The sequence below is a fragment of the Mucilaginibacter yixingensis genome (assembly GCF_041080815.1).
GTDB lineage: Bacteria > Bacteroidota > Bacteroidia > Sphingobacteriales > Sphingobacteriaceae > Mucilaginibacter > Mucilaginibacter yixingensis.
The window spans coordinates 398,908-413,670 of sequence record NZ_CP160205.1; the positions used below are offsets into that span (position 1 = coordinate 398,908).

A 14,763-nucleotide genomic window follows, 5' to 3' on the forward strand; every position below is an offset into this window, starting at 1 on the left:
TTAGGTCAGAAAATGTTTTTATGGACACTGCGACTATCATCACATCAAGTCAAGAAGTTATCGCTCGGTTCGATAAATTTATCTATGCTTATCCGGCTTTGCGCTATCAATCTAAAGATCAGGACACAGCCTTTTTTTGTAGTACAGATAATGAAAGAGTACGGTTGTTCTATCATTTTAAGTTAGAAGATCCCGAATACCAGTTTAAATGGAACTATCCAAAGGAAAATGCCGATTGTATAAGAAGCTTTTACAATAGTCAGCCTTTCTTTATGATTGATTTATCGTACAGGTCTGAAGATATGCTATTTGTTTTAATTAGGTACTTTAAAGATTACTTATTGCAACATGACAAAGAAGGTTTATCGACTGTTCTGTTTAGTGATAAAGACTTCAATCTGATAAAATTAGAGGAATACCTGTAGAGCCACATATTTGTGGCTCCGGTTGCAAGTCGGCATTGCATGGTGGAATTTATGATGGGAGCCACAAATATGTGGCTCTACAAAATAAAAAAAGCCGGTCTAAAAGACCGGCTTCTCTATTTAAAACCTTTTACCTCAAAACTCACGTTCCAAACTCAGGTGTGCTTACTTCGCTTTCTTCAAACTCATAATCGCTTAGTGGCGGGCATGAGCAGATGAGGGTTCTGTCGCCATAGGTGTCGTTTACACGGCCTACTGACGGCCAGAACTTATAGTCGGCTACATAAGGTAGTGGGAAGGCTGCTTTTTGGCGGGTATATGAGTGCGTCCACTCGTTGCCGGTTACAACGGCAGCGGTGTGCGGTGCATTTTTCAGCGGGTTGTCTGTTTTGTCTGACAGGCCTTTTTCAACATTGTCAATTTCATGACGGATGGCAATCATCGCATCGCAGAAACGGTCAAGTTCGCTTTTAGGTTCGCTTTCAGTTGGCTCAACCATTACCGTGCCTGCAACCGGGAATGATACGGTTGGCGCGTGGAAACCATAGTCCATCAGGCGCTTGGCAATATCTGTTACCTCAATGCCGAAGCTTTTGAATGAGCGGCAATCCAGTATCATCTCATGCGCGCAACGGCCATGCGAGCCGGTGTACAGCACCGGGTAATGATGTTCCAGGCGAGATTTGATATAGTTGGCGTTCAGAATAGCATAACGGGTAGCATCGGTCAAACCCTCGGCGCCCATCATGGCAATATAAGCATGAGAGATGATGAGGATAGAGGCCGAACCCCAAGGCGCAGCCGAAACCGCGTGGATAGATTTACCTTGCTCAATATCAACCACGGCATGGCCTGGCAGGTAAGGCACCAGGTGTTTAGCCACACCAATAGGGCCCATGCCAGGGCCACCGCCACCATGCGGGATACAGAAGGTTTTGTGCAGGTTAAGGTGGCAAACATCGGCACCAATATTGGCCGGACTGGTTAAGCCCACCTGTGCGTTCATGTTGGCGCCATCCATATAAACCTGGCCACCATTCTGGTGAATAATATCGCAAACCTCAATGATGCTTTCCTCAAATACCCCATGGGTAGATGGGTAGGTTACCATCAGGCAAGAAAGATCGTCTTTGTGTTCTTCGGCTTTGGCTTTCAGATCGGCTACGTCAATGTTGCCGTTCTCATCGCATTTTACCACGATGATCTTCATGCCGGCCATAGCTGCCGAAGCAGGGTTGGTGCCGTGTGCTGATGACGGGATCAAAGCGATGTTACGGTGATGATCACCACGATCATTATGATACGCGCGGATTACCATCAACCCGGCATACTCGCCTTGTGCGCCGGCATTTGGCTGCAGGCTCATAGCGGCAAAGCCGGTAATTTCGCTCAACCAGTTGTTCAGTTCGTCAAATAGTTGCATGTAGCCGCCGGTTTGGTCGGTTGGTGCAAATGGGTGCAGTTTGCTAAACTCGGGCCAGGTAACCGGTACCATCTCGGTGGTGGCATTCAGCTTCATAGTGCAAGAACCCAGGGCGATCATGCTGTGGCACAGCGAAAGATCTTTCGTTTCCAGCGATTTGATATAACGCAGCATCTCATGCTCAGAGTGATGCGTGTTGAATACCGGGTGGGTTAAGTAGGCAGATTGACGCTGTAACTCAGCCGGGATAATCGTGGTTACATTAGCCTGCAGACCGCTAAAGTCAACATCGCTCAACGTTTTGCCCTTTACTTTGGCAAATACACGAACAATGGTTTTAATATCTTCCAGGCGGGTAGTTTCATCAATGCTGATAGTTACTTCGCTGCCGTTATAGTGGAAATTACATTCCTCATTAATAGCTACGCCGTGCAGCGGAGCTGCCAGATTGCCCAGATCGAATTTAACTGTATCAAAGTAAGCCTGGTTCAGTTGCTTGTAATCCAACTGCTCTAATGATTGGGTTAACAGAACTGCTAAGCCATGTATACGCTCAGCAATCAGCTTCAAACCCTGCGGACCGTGGTAAGCGGCATACATACCAGCCATTATAGCCAGCAGCGCCTGCGCGGTACAAATGTTAGAAGTTGCCTTATCTCTGCGGATGTGCTGCTCGCGGGTTTGGAGAGCCATACGCAGGGCATAGTCGCCGGCGCTGTCAATAGTTACGCCAATAATGCGGCCCGGCATTGAGCGCTTGTACTCTTCCTTAGTAGTAAAGAAGGCCGCATGCGGACCACCAAAGCCCATCGGTACGCCGAAGCGCTGCGAGGTACCCACCACAATATCTGCGCCCCACTCACCCGGAGGGGTAAGCAGTACCAGGCTCATCAAATCGGCCACTACGGTCAGTTTGATGTTTTGCTGGTGTGCGGCGGTGGCAAAATCAGTATAGTTATAAGCCTCGCCTTTGCCTGCCGGGTACTGCACAATGGCGCCAAACATGCTGTCGGTCAGTTCAACCGTGCGGTGGTCACCAATTTGCAGCTTGATGCCGTAAGGCTCAGAGCGGGTTTTAAGAATGTCAATAGTTTGCGGGAACAGCTCTTCAGATACAAAGAAGGTATCGGCCTGCTGGTTTTTACGCAGGGTATACTGCATAAACATGGCCTCGGCGGCGGCGGTACCTTCGTCAAGCAGCGATGCATTGGCAATTTCCATCCCGGTCAGATCAACCACCATGGTCTGGAAGTTGAGCAGCGCCTGCAAACGGCCCTGGGCAATTTCGGCCTGGTAAGGTGTGTACTGGGTATACCATCCCGGATTTTCCAGAATGTTACGCTGAATAACGCCTGGTACAATCACATCATAATAACCCTGGCCAATAAATGATTTGAAAACCTTGTTTTTAGAAGCGGTTTGCTTCAGTGTATTCAGGTAATCAAACTCGCTTTTGGCGGTTGGTAAATTAAGCGGGTTTTTTAAGCGGATGCGTTGCGGAATGGTCTGATCGATGAGTTCATCGAGGGATTTTACTCCTACAGTTTGCAGCATTTTTGCCGTGTCGGCCTGGCTGGGGGCAATGTGCCGCGACTGGAATTTCTCCTGGTAAGCTGTGTTTAAAGTCATGTATTAAGCTGTCCCTTTTTTAATGGCGCAAAGGTACGCTTTTAACATTGCACTAACAATCGGGAAACAAAAGGTTACAATATATTAACGTGTAAATTTATTAACTTGGTTGGCTGAAACCTCGACCTGATGGGACGATCACAATTTGTACTATTACTCCTGATGCTATTGGCGCGTCTCGGCGCGCAAGCCGCCACCTTACAGTAACCAGCAATGCTGATGGCGGGCCGGGTACATTGCGCCAGGCCTTGCTGGATGCTGCGGCAAATGGCAGTGCGGAGAAGGATTATATTGTTTTTAATTTGCCGGATGTGAGCGAGGCGGGGAGGACGATAACAATCTCTACTAATTTGCCTTATGTTTCTTCAAATATAGTAATTGACGCTACAACTCAACCCGGCACAGCTTTTGGGCGGAGCAACGCGAAAGTTATTTTGCAGCCGGATTCTCCTACTAAAATAATTTATGGACTAATGCTAGTGAATACCAAAGGGGTAGAACTCTATGGTTTTTATATCCGTGATTTTAACGCCAAAATAGAAGAGTATAAGTATACTGCCGGTATATTTATGGAGAACAGCGAAGATGTACAAATAGGAGCATTTGGTAAAAATAACGTGTTTTCACATAATTACTCTTCTATCGCAAATACTGCATCTCCATTAAAAAGCGGCGGAGGGTTAACCTTGAGTGTGAACAATCTGAAAGTTTATGCCAATATTTTTGGTTTTGAACCTGACGGGAAAACCGCAAGAAATTACGATAATTTTCAAAGCTTTGACAATATCTATCTCAATTGTTGGCAAGGAAATATTGAGATCGGTGGCAATGATATTTCTCAGCGGAATTTTTTCGGATACGGTGCTACTATAATTAATTATGGAACACAGCCCAATAACATAGCCACGATAACTATAAAAAATAATTACTTTAATTATGATATCGATGGTTTGCCCAAGCCCCGGACCGGAGGTCCTAACAAAGGCTCTGCATCTTCAATAAAAGTTGCACTGGATTATGGTCAAGATGATAGTTTTTTTTACCCTTATACAGTTAATGTAACTAATAACAAGATGGTCTATCCGTCTGATATATATATAGGACTGATATCTGGAGATCTTAATTTTAAAGGTAATATTATTGCAAATGAGCTTGGGAGCGCGGAAAATTATGGTACCCACGTTCAGTTAAAATCAAAAGCAAATATCCTTATCGGTGGAGAAAATATCGGTGAGGGAAACAGTATCTATAACCAGCCATTATGGTTGTATTCCACGAAATCAGTTGAGCTTCATCGTAATAGCTTGTTTTGTGTTGGCGATACATTTGGTCCCTGGCTTTATACGGCTCCCAATATTGGTCAGCCCGTTCTACCAGAAATATCCATAATTCAAATAACACCCACAACAATATCTGGCAAGGCTACACCTCTTTCAAAAATTGAGGTGTTTGACGATGGTGGCTGCATGCGTTGCGAACCCTATACCTATATTACAACAACTACTGCTGACGCTAATGGCAATTGGAGTTGTAATGGCTCAATAAGTAACGGTGCAATTGCATCTGCAACAATTAATGGTTTTACTTCTTATTTCACAAAGGCAGCTTGGTACGAAGGTGGCAAAAAGATACATTATTCATGTACAGAGGGGGGATCGGTAAAAAGTACGGTAATTCACAACGGCACTTATGAATGGAGGGATCCGGCTGGCAATATAATAGGAACCACTCCCGAAATTACCGGGCTAACTCCCGGTAATTACACATTAAAAGTGCTTAACGGAATAAGTTGCTCATCTCAAATCTACACTTTTAGGATTATTGACTCAAAGCCAATTCTTAATGAGTCTGATAAACATATTGTACAGCCATCGTGCAATATTAAAGGTTCAATAACCGGTTTGTCTCTGGTTAACACTGATGCAACCAATGATGCCTATTATCAGGGCCAATTCAATATTTATACTTATAAATGGGTTGACGCTACAGGAAGTGTAAAAAGTAATACGATAGATCTGACCAATGCAGATGCCGGAACATATCAGTTGCAGATTACATACAACCAAGGATGTACTACCACATTTGGTCCTTTTGTATTAACAAACAGCACCGGCCCATCTCTCAATCAAACCACCGCCATCATCACCCCAACACCCTGCGGCCAAAGCACAGGCAGCATTACCGGCATAATTCCAACGGGAACCGGTAACCTCAGATACAGCTGGAAAAATGGGCAAGGTAACGAGGTAGCCACTACTAAAGATTTGACGGGGCAACCAGCCGGTGTTTATACGCTTACGCTAACTGATGATACCCAATGCGGCCCGGTTAGCACAACCGCCATCCCTATTCCAGAAACCAATGGTATCACCTTAAATGATAATGGCATAGCAACCAGCCCAGATTGTGCCGGAGGTAAGAGCAGTATCACGGGTATTACAGTAACCGGAGCCACCAATTACCAATGGATAAACACCACACAAAGCCGCACATACTCGTCGGCAACGCCTGATATTACAGATTTACCGCCGGGTACCTATCACCTGATGGCTTTTAACGGCAATGGCTGCAGCAAAATCAGTAAAGATTATATAATTACTGCGGCCGGCAACACCGAGAACTATGGCGGCCTTACCAAGGTGCTAACCCCTGCCACTTGCGGACAAAACAACGGCATTATTGAAGCCATTTTTATGCCGAACAACCAGCCTATGGTAACACCCAAATCGGTACGCTGGGTGCAGAAAAGTACCGGAATAGAGGTAGGGCACAGCATGAAGCTGGAGGGGATTGATGCGGGCACGTACTCGCTTTACGCAACGGGCCAAAATGGCTGCGAGCGTTTTTTAATAGACTACAGCATTACACGCACACCCGGCATCAGCGTGAGCGGAGGCAGCGTGACGGATGATAATTGCAATAGCGGCAGCGGCAGCATCTCAGGTGTTTCGGTAAGTGGCGGTATTGCATCAAGTGTGCAGTGGACTGATGCATCGGGCAAAACGGTTGGCACACAATTAGATTTAACAGGCGTATATGCCGGTACATACCTGTTAAAAGTTACCGGCAGCGGCTGTTCGGTGCCTTTACCATTTACGGTGGGTAATGCTGATGGCTTTATCGCGGCCCCAGCAGCAAACAACCTGCAACTTTGCAGTGCAGGCGATGCGCTGCTTACTGCCGGCTATCCGGCCACAGGCTCCGGTTATCGTTTGTATAGCGATGCTGTGAGCACTACTCTGCTTGATCAGCAAACCTCGGGCAAGTTCAAGATCAGAGTATCGGCAGATCGCAGTTACTACGTATCGCGTTATAAAGGCAATTGTGAAAGTGCGCGTACTGAAATAAAAGTGAGCCTGGGTATAGGAGCGCTAACCATTGCCAACGCCTTTACGCCCAACGGCGATGGTGTGAATGATACCTGGGCAATAAAAGGGGCAGAGGCTTACCCTAACGGTACAGTACAGGTATTTACCCGTGGCGGCGATAAGATTTTTGAATCAAAAGGCTATGCCCACCCGTTTGATGGTAGCTACAATGGGCAGCCGCTACCATCGGGTACGTATTATTATATCATCAACTTTAATACTAGTTGCGGGTTGCTCTCGGGCAGCCTTACTATTATCCGTTAGTTAGTTGGCGCAGATACATTTGCACGGTGTTTTCCAGTCCGTAGTACAAGGCATCGCAAACAAGGGCATGGCCGATGCTTACCTCTAACAGACCTGGGATATTGTCTGAAAAATATTTCAGATTGTGCAGGTCAAGATCGTGCCCGGCGTTAAGGCCCAGACCCAGTTGCTGCGCCAGTTGTGCGCTTTGCAGGTAAGGCGCCAGGGCCAGCTCTTTGCCCTGATGAAAGTGCGATGCATAGCCTTCGGTATACAGCTCAATACGGTCGGTACCGGTATGGGCCGCGCCTTCCACCATTTTCAGATCAGGGTCTACAAAGATGGATACGCGGATGCCGGCCTTTTTAAAAGTGCTGATCATATCGGTCAGGTAGTTACGATACTCAATGGTATCCCAGCCGTGGTTGCTGGTTAACTGGCCCTCCGCATCGGGTACCAGTGTTACTTGCTCTGGCTTAACATCCAGCACCAGATCTATAAATTTTTGCTCCTGACAGTTGCCCTCGATATTGAACTCGGTAGTCACAATCTTTTTCAGATCATAAACATCGGCATAACGGATGTGGCGTTCATCCGGTCGCGGGTGTACGGTAATGCCCTGCGCGCCGAAGCGTTCGCAATCTTTAGCAACCTGAACCAGATCCGGATTATTGCCCCCGCGCGAATTACGCAGCGTAGCTATTTTATTGATGTTTACTGATAGACGTGTCATAGTGAAGCAAATATAGCTGATGTGTCAATAAGTAAATGTGTGGATGTGTAAATGGTTTTAAGAAGATGACATCTGTTGCAGAATTGGTAAATTCGGGATGTTATGTTTATTTGTTATTGAAGACCTTGTCATTGCGAGGAACGAAGCAATCTCGTCGCATGCTATAGGATCAGCATGGCCGAAAGTCTTATGACGAGATTGCTTCGTTCCTCGCAATGACAAATGTGAATTTACCGATGCAAAAGCTTAAATATTTATATGTACTCATCGCGCTCTTCGCCATCAGCGGAGCGCAGGCTCAAACCGTTTACCGTAACATTAACAATTACCAGGTTTACTTTGGCTGGGCGCGCCATTATCCGCAGGATTATATAATACTGCGCCGATTTGAAAGTCAGGGTAAAGCTTACTTGCTGATGGTGAACCCCATCACCATGCAAACCTATGTGAACGATGCAGATTTTTATCAGATCAAACCGATGACGCTAGCTGAGGCGCGCAAGTTTTTTAAGAGTACGCCTTACCAGAAAGCCTTGCGTAAAGCCGAAAGCCAGTCGGTTAATATACAAGATGCTGGGATTGAACGCGGGATGCCTCAGGAAACGGGTATCAGTTTGACGGCTGATCTTTGCCCGTCACACCGGCCGCTGGACCGGGCGATCTTTACCGATATGATCAAGGCTTTTCAGCAGGTTGAAAAACCTGTGCCTATTGCGCTATCTATCACCGGCACCTGGATGAACCGGCACCAGCGCGACCTGGAATGGCTCAAACAAATGGAAGCAGACCGCGAGATTACCATTACCTGGATCAATCACTCTTACAATCATCGCGTTAGCAAAACGCTGCCGCTTAAAGAGAATTTTTTATTAGAGGCCGGTACCGATATTAATTATGAGGTACTGCAAACCGAAAAAGATATGCTGGCCAATGGACTGCAGCCGTCGGTATTCTTCCGCTTTCCGGGTTTGGTATCAGACCAGCAACTGGTAAACCGGATTACAGACTTTGGTCTTATCCCCATCGGTACGGATGCATGGCTGGCCAAAGGGCAACAACCACAGGCGGGCAGCATTGTGCTGATTCACGGTAACGGCAATGAGCCCGTTGGGGTGAATGATTTTATCAGTCTGCTCAAATCAAAAGCACAGTCTATAGCCAAAAAACAATGGCTGCTTTATGATTTGCGGGAGAGTGTGGATGAGGAGTTCAGTTCACAATAAAACCCCATGTCATTTCGAAGAAGCTGCGGTGGGAATGCGTAGCTATAAAGAAGGGTGTCATGTTGAGCGCTGTCGAAACATGTGCGTGGGCCTTCCCGCGCCCTTCGACAAAGCTCAGGATGACACCCTCGCTCGTTTTATCAGTCACTTAGCTTACAGTCTAAACTGCAGCGTAACCCTTGTTGCAAAGTTTGACGGCGGTACGCCTGCTTCGTCCACATGATCACGGTGGGTTACACGGTGCAGGAAATCAACACGGAGGAATTTAAAAATGTTCTCTAAGCCATAACCTAACTCCACATATGGCGTGCCTTCCAGGTTACGTGTAGGGCGACGGTTAGACGGGCGACCGCCATTGGCGTCGCTCAGGCTGCCGTCTAATACGTTCAGATCGGCCACGGTACGTACATTTAATGAGCGCAGCAGCGGAATACTGTTGGTAATTAAACCTTCCATGTGTTGGGTATAATTAAGGGCCACATAGCGGTCGCTCACGTATTCCAGGAAACGCATGGTGTTAAAGTTATAGCGGTGATTCTCCAGCATAGGAGATGGCAAGCTGGACGGAATATAACCACCGGTAAGCGAATACTCACCTTTGCCAAAAATGCCCATGTGGATTTTCTGAGTGATGTTGGCCGCTATCTTATCATAATCAAAATCGCCGCCGGTTACGCCTTTAAAGCCATGGGTGTAGCGTATGGTAATGACAGGGTTATCGGTACCTCCGCCCAGCGCAATGCGCTTGTTAACCTGTGCCGATTGCAGCAGCCTGCGGCCCGGTTGCCATTGCAGCTCTGTAATGGCTTCGGCTACCTGGTAGTTGCGGTAATGCAGCCCGTCTATGGGGCTGATATAATCGAAATTATAAAGCGGATCAAAAGTACGACGGTCAGTAGTAAGCTTGGCCGTTAGGTTGGGGGCTACGTCGGTTTGTACATAAGCGCGCAATTCGTTCTGCTGAAAGGGGCCGCGGCGCAGCAGGTTGCCGTTGCGGATGGAAGCTTTGAATATATTATTGCTTTTGCTGAAGTTTTCAAATTGGTAGCCGGTTTGTCCCAAATCTCGGGTGAAAGAGATGCCGGCTTCTGTCCATGGTTTGCGGGAAAAGATGTAATCTACTGATCCATTAAAGTTCCATTTTCTATCGCGGAAGCCATAGGCTACATAGCCGCCCAAAATTAAATTTTCGCTAAAGTAACGGTTGCTAATTCCGCCTAGTCGCAGCACGCTGCCCTGCACATCGTTATAGCTGTAAGTATACAGATATGGTCCAAAGCTAAACTTACTGTTACCCGGGCGATAGTAGCCATTAATGAGCATGGCGGCAATGTCTGCGTAGGTGCGCACAATAGGCAGGTTTTTTACGGTGTCAATCATCTTGTACACCTTTTTATCAACGTCGGTTAATGGCTCAGGGCGGTTAGTGGTCCAATAGCTTTCGTCTTTATTGGTTACATCGTTGGCCATGGTTAAGGGCTCTTTGAAAACCTCTGGCGGGTATATTTTATTTACCACGATGTTTTTATTAGAGATATAGAATTTACCCAAAAAGCCCGACCATTTTGGGTTGATGTTAGAAACATGCACAGTGATGCGGGTTTTCTCAGGCAGCCAGCTGCTGGTACCCTCAGGCTGTGTCATTTGCTCCTGGATCCTGATCTTGTTCAGAAAATCAAGGTTGGCATCGGGCGTAACAGATACATCCATGCGATAAAGCGCATAGTTGTCATGACTGATCCACATGGTGCCCACAAAAGAAAGATCATGCGAGCGTTTAGGCTTAAACTCCAGACGGTAGTAATCCTTGCCGTCAATTTTCACGTCGCGCTCGGCCAGGTCATAGTTGTAGAGCATCTTCCAGCTATCGGTAATTGGCGACATAAAGTCTTTATTTGCCAGGCGGATGTAATTGCGATAAAAGTTGTACTGCTGCAAGCTGCTGCCCACAATTTGCGATATCAGTGTTTCATCCTCAATGCCCACTCCGCTCATTTTGGTGCGTTTAACCACTTCGGCTTTCTGATCGGGATTTGTCTGATGATAGTAGTCTGATACGGTTTCAGACATAAACACCGGCAGTACAGGGGTGCCATCTTCACCGGCAATTTTCTGCAGGCTGTCCATCAGCGGTAAAATCTGGCGCATTAGTTTGCGCTTTTTCATCTTGTCGCTAATGTTGGTTACAGAAAGTTCCAGGCGGCTATAGCTTTCGTATTGGTAGCTTTTCAGTTTGTCTGGATCGTTCTCGGCTTTATGCTTTACCACGTTGGCCATAATTTCCCACGCCGGGTTAACGTAGCTTTTAGGAGTAATATTTACCTGGGCCAGCATCTTATTATCAGATGCCAGCTGGAAATCAACCGTGGCCGGATTGGCTTTAGGAAGGAGTTTCTGTGTTGTTTTATAACCTACGTAGGTAGCAAAAATGCTATCGCCAGCCGCTGCAGGAGCAGCAAGATGGTAAATGCCCGAGAAATCTGTCGACGCCGCTTTATGTGAGTGCCCGGGTACTTTAACAAACACCGTGACGTAGGGCAAGGGCTCGCCCGTCTCAGAGTCGGTTATTTTGCCCGAGATGTTTTTTACAGATTGTGCAGCCGATGAAACAGTCATTACACACACACAAATTACACACCAAATGGGGAATAAAATCCCCAAACGGTTAACGCTATGGCAGGCACGTACTCGCATTATCAAAGTTTACTAAGGGTTATTGTTCCTGTTCCACAGAACAACTGTCTGAAATTACATTAAAAAGATGACATTTTTGAAAATATTGTAACCTTTAATCAATATCGGCAGTCCATTTTGTGAAATTATCAATAATAGTCATTCAACTTTCATGCCTCGTCATGGTAAAACAGGCTATTTATTGTATAGACGCTGCTAAAAATTAAATTTGCCTTATGAGCAAAACATATTTGATCAGCGGAGCAGGCAGCGGCATTGGTCGCGCTATTGCCCAGCAACTGGCCGACGATGGCCACCAATGCATTTTACTGGGACGCAATGCCGATAACCTGAACGATACCCTGATATCGCTGGATCGTGCACATCACCAGATGCTGATTGCCGACATTCGCGACAAACAGCAACTGGCCGACGCGGCACAACAAATAGCTGATCTGACCCTGGATGGCATCATCGCCAACTCTGGCATTGGTGGCGAAAACCAATGGGGTAAAGCCGATCGATGGAATGAGATTGTGGATACTAACCTAACCGGCACCTATAATTTTGTCAATACTTTTTTGCCCCTGCTACAGGCCTCAACCTCGGCAGAGCGACATATTCTGATCACCTCATCTGTGCTGGCACGCCTGGGTGTGGCCAATTACTCGGCTTACTGTGCTTCTAAGGCGGGGTTGCTGGGTTTGATGCGCTCGTGGGCAGTACAGTATGCACCCGATGATATACTGGTAAACGCCATTTGCCCCGGTTGGGTAGATACCGAAATGTCTGAACAAGGCATGCAAGGTATTGCCGATGGATTGGGCATCAGCAAAAAGGAGTTTTATGATATGGCGATGCAAAGCGTACCACTGCGCCGCATGAGTCAACCGAAGGAGATTGCCGGCCTGGTAGCCTACCTGCTCGGCCAGCGCGCGATGACAGGGCAAGCCATTGATATGAATGGTGGCGCGGTGATGAACTCGTAAGGGAAGATTACCGTATTGTCATTTCGAACGGAGCGTAGCGCAGAGAGAAATCTTGTACGACATGCACGTTTGCCCATTTTATGGCATGTCGCACGTACAAGATTTCTCCTCACGACAACGCTCAACCCGACCTCTGTTCGTTCGAAATGACATGGGGTAAACGAGAAACGGCCCGAATAGGGCCGTTTCTCGTTTAAATATTCATTAATATCAGTTTGGCAATTCTGCCGTTTCCGGCACAATCTTTTCGCCAATTTGCTGGCGCCACATGGCGTAGTAGAGGCCTTTTTGGGCCAGCAGGTCATTATGTTTGCCTTCTTCAATGATGCTGCCTTTTTCCAGCACGTAAATCCTGTCGGCATGCATAATGGTGCTGAGGCGGTGGGCAATAAGGATGGTAAGGTGATTGGTTTGATCGCTCACCTCTTTAATGGTTTCGGTAATCTCTTCCTCGGTGATAGAATCCAGTGAAGAGGTTGCCTCGTCAAACACCAGAATGTCCGGTCGGCGCAGCAGGGCACGGGCGATAGACAGACGTTGTTTTTCGCCACCTGATACTTTTACGCCGCCTTCGCCAATCATGGTATCCAGGCCTTTATCGGCACGGGCCAGCAGGCTTTGGCAGGCTGCGCGATGCAGTACGTGCATACATTCTTCATCCGTTGCCTCCGGGCGAACAAACAACAAATTCTCACGAATAGTGCCGCTGAACAGCTGAGTATCCTGCGTTACAAAGCCTACACGCTCGCGCAACAGATCCAGGTCAATCTCGCTGCTTTGTACGTCGTTATATAAAATATCGCCGGTTAGCGGTTGGTATAAACCTACCAACAGTTTTACCAGCGTAGTTTTACCTGAGCCCGATGGGCCAACAAAAGCCACCGTTTCGCCGCTGTTCACATCAAAGCTGATATGCGTTAACGCGTTCCGATTAGCAGTCAAGTGTTTAAAACCCACATTGCTGAAAGTCAGTTTTTCTACCTTGTTAATCAGTACTGGTTTGGCCGGTTTTATATCGATAGGAGTTTTCAAGATGCGTTCAAAATTGGCCAGCGATACCTGCGCCTCGCGCCATGACTGGATCACGTTGCCCAACTCCTGCAGCGGGTTGAACAGGAAGAACGAATAAAACAAAAACATAAAATAATTACCCGGCGTGAGTGATCCTTTAAAGATCAGGATCAGCAACACCATCACCATGCAGCTGCGCACAAAGTTTACGGTTGTGCCCTGTATAAAGCTCATGCTGCGCACAAATTTTACTTTCTTCAGCTCCAGGTTAAGGATCTTGTAGGTGGTTTTGTTGAGGCGCTCAATCTCCTGTTTAACAAGGCCAAGACTTTTGATCAGTTCTATATTGCGTAATGACTCGGTAGTTGAGCCGGCCAACGATGTGGTTTCGGCCACAATGGTTCGCTGTATGGTTTTTATGCGCTTGCTGAGTGCACTGCTTATAAAAGCAATAACCGGTATGGCCGCAAAGTAAACCAGCGTAACCATGTAATTAACTTTGATAGAATAAATGATCACAAACAGCATACCCACCAAGCTGATAAACAATACGTTGATGAACGAGGTGATAAACTTCTCAGAGTCGGTACGTACCTTTTGCAGGATGCCCAGTGTTTCGCCGCTGCGCTGATCTTCAAATACCTGGTAAGGCAGCTCAAGCGAGTGCTTCAGACCATCGGCATACATTTTGGCGCCGGTTTTCTGGATGATGATATTGGTGAAATAATCCTGAAAGTTTTTGGCAATGCGCGATACCATGGCCGCGCCAATAGCCAGCCCGATCATTACCAGCGAGCCGTGCAGACGGTACTCATAGCTGTAAACTTTATGGTCTTTAGGCACCATGTACTTGTCTACAATGTTACCGGTAATCATGGGGTCCAGCAAAGAGAAGCCGATGTTAAATGCCGCCAGCACCAGGGCCAGCGCAACAATCCATTTATGCTCTTTGAGATAAGATAAAAGTAACTTCATGCCCCAAAAATAAAAAAGGGAATGGCACCAACGTGCTCATTCCCTTTAATTTGACATTCCGCTGTCGCGGT

Annotated in this window: 8 protein-coding genes; 4 read left to right on the top strand and 4 right to left on the bottom strand. The window is 46.9% G+C overall.

The window, feature by feature from the left end; translation table 11 throughout:
• The first annotated feature begins 20 nt into the window (after positions 1-20).
• The gene (locus tag ABZR88_RS01780) at positions 21-425 is read left to right on the top strand and encodes a hypothetical protein (protein ID WP_107829104.1); all 405 of its coding nucleotides are present in this window, start codon (positions 21-23) and stop codon (positions 423-425) included.
• Between the two features lie 142 nt (positions 426-567).
• Here the strand turns inward: ABZR88_RS01780 and gcvP are convergent, their stop codons facing one another.
• A complete protein-coding gene (gene gcvP / locus ABZR88_RS01785) occupies positions 568-3,477 on the bottom strand; it encodes an aminomethyl-transferring glycine dehydrogenase (protein WP_107829103.1) in 2,910 nt (969 codons plus the stop codon).
• Positions 3,478-3,950: 473 nt separating this feature from the next.
• Between gcvP and ABZR88_RS01790 the strand changes: the two genes are divergently transcribed.
• Complete coding sequence (locus tag ABZR88_RS01790; protein WP_107829102.1) at positions 3,951-7,109, top strand: gliding motility-associated C-terminal domain-containing protein; 3,159 nt, start codon at positions 3,951-3,953, stop codon at positions 7,107-7,109.
• On the opposite strand, the gene ABZR88_RS01795 is transcribed toward ABZR88_RS01790, so the two are convergent.
• Positions 7,099-7,821 carry a pyridoxine 5'-phosphate synthase gene (locus ABZR88_RS01795; protein WP_107829101.1) on the bottom strand — a complete coding sequence of 241 codons (723 nt, stop codon included), beginning with the start codon at positions 7,819-7,821 and terminating at the stop codon, positions 7,099-7,101. The two genes, ABZR88_RS01790 and ABZR88_RS01795, sit on opposite strands and share 11 nt — an antisense overlap.
• A gap of 236 nt (positions 7,822-8,057) precedes the next feature.
• On the opposite strand from ABZR88_RS01795, the gene ABZR88_RS01800 reads away from it, so the two are divergent.
• Entirely contained in the window at positions 8,058-9,044 is a 987-nt protein-coding gene (locus ABZR88_RS01800; protein ID WP_107829100.1) for a polysaccharide deacetylase, read from the top strand.
• A gap of 153 nt (positions 9,045-9,197) precedes the next feature.
• Here the strand turns inward: ABZR88_RS01800 and ABZR88_RS01805 are convergent, their stop codons facing one another.
• A complete protein-coding gene (locus ABZR88_RS01805) occupies positions 9,198-11,660 on the bottom strand; it encodes a DUF5686 and carboxypeptidase-like regulatory domain-containing protein (RefSeq protein WP_170113624.1) in 2,463 nt (820 codons plus the stop codon).
• A gap of 293 nt (positions 11,661-11,953) precedes the next feature.
• Here ABZR88_RS01805 and ABZR88_RS01810 point away from each other — a divergent pair, with 293 nt between their 5' ends.
• Positions 11,954-12,706 (top strand): SDR family NAD(P)-dependent oxidoreductase, encoded by a 753-nt coding sequence (locus ABZR88_RS01810; RefSeq protein WP_107829098.1) that lies wholly within the window; start codon positions 11,954-11,956, stop codon positions 12,704-12,706.
• A gap of 210 nt (positions 12,707-12,916) precedes the next feature.
• On the opposite strand, the gene ABZR88_RS01815 is transcribed toward ABZR88_RS01810, so the two are convergent.
• Positions 12,917-14,692, bottom strand: coding sequence for an ABC transporter ATP-binding protein (locus ABZR88_RS01815; RefSeq protein WP_107829097.1), 1,776 nt, complete (start codon positions 14,690-14,692; stop codon positions 12,917-12,919).
• Positions 14,693-14,763 lie beyond the last annotated feature (71 nt).

Excerpts from the sequence above, each read along its gene's own strand:
- ABZR88_RS01780 (WP_107829104.1), top strand. The coding sequence starts at position 21 with ATGGACACTGCGACTATCATCACATCAAGTCAAGAAGTTATCGCTCGG.
- gcvP (WP_107829103.1), bottom strand. The coding sequence starts at position 3,477 with ATGACTTTAAACACAGCTTACCAGGAGAAATTCCAGTCGCGGCACATT.
- ABZR88_RS01790 (WP_107829102.1), top strand. The coding sequence starts at position 3,951 with ATGCTAGTGAATACCAAAGGGGTAGAACTCTATGGTTTTTATATCCGT.
- ABZR88_RS01795 (WP_107829101.1), bottom strand. The coding sequence starts at position 7,821 with ATGACACGTCTATCAGTAAACATCAATAAAATAGCTACGCTGCGTAAT.
- ABZR88_RS01800 (WP_107829100.1), top strand. The coding sequence starts at position 8,058 with ATGCAAAAGCTTAAATATTTATATGTACTCATCGCGCTCTTCGCCATC.
- ABZR88_RS01805 (WP_170113624.1), bottom strand. The coding sequence starts at position 11,660 with ATGACTGTTTCATCGGCTGCACAATCTGTAAAAAACATCTCGGGCAAA.
- ABZR88_RS01810 (WP_107829098.1), top strand. The coding sequence starts at position 11,954 with ATGAGCAAAACATATTTGATCAGCGGAGCAGGCAGCGGCATTGGTCGC.
- ABZR88_RS01815 (WP_107829097.1), bottom strand. The coding sequence starts at position 14,692 with ATGAAGTTACTTTTATCTTATCTCAAAGAGCATAAATGGATTGTTGCG.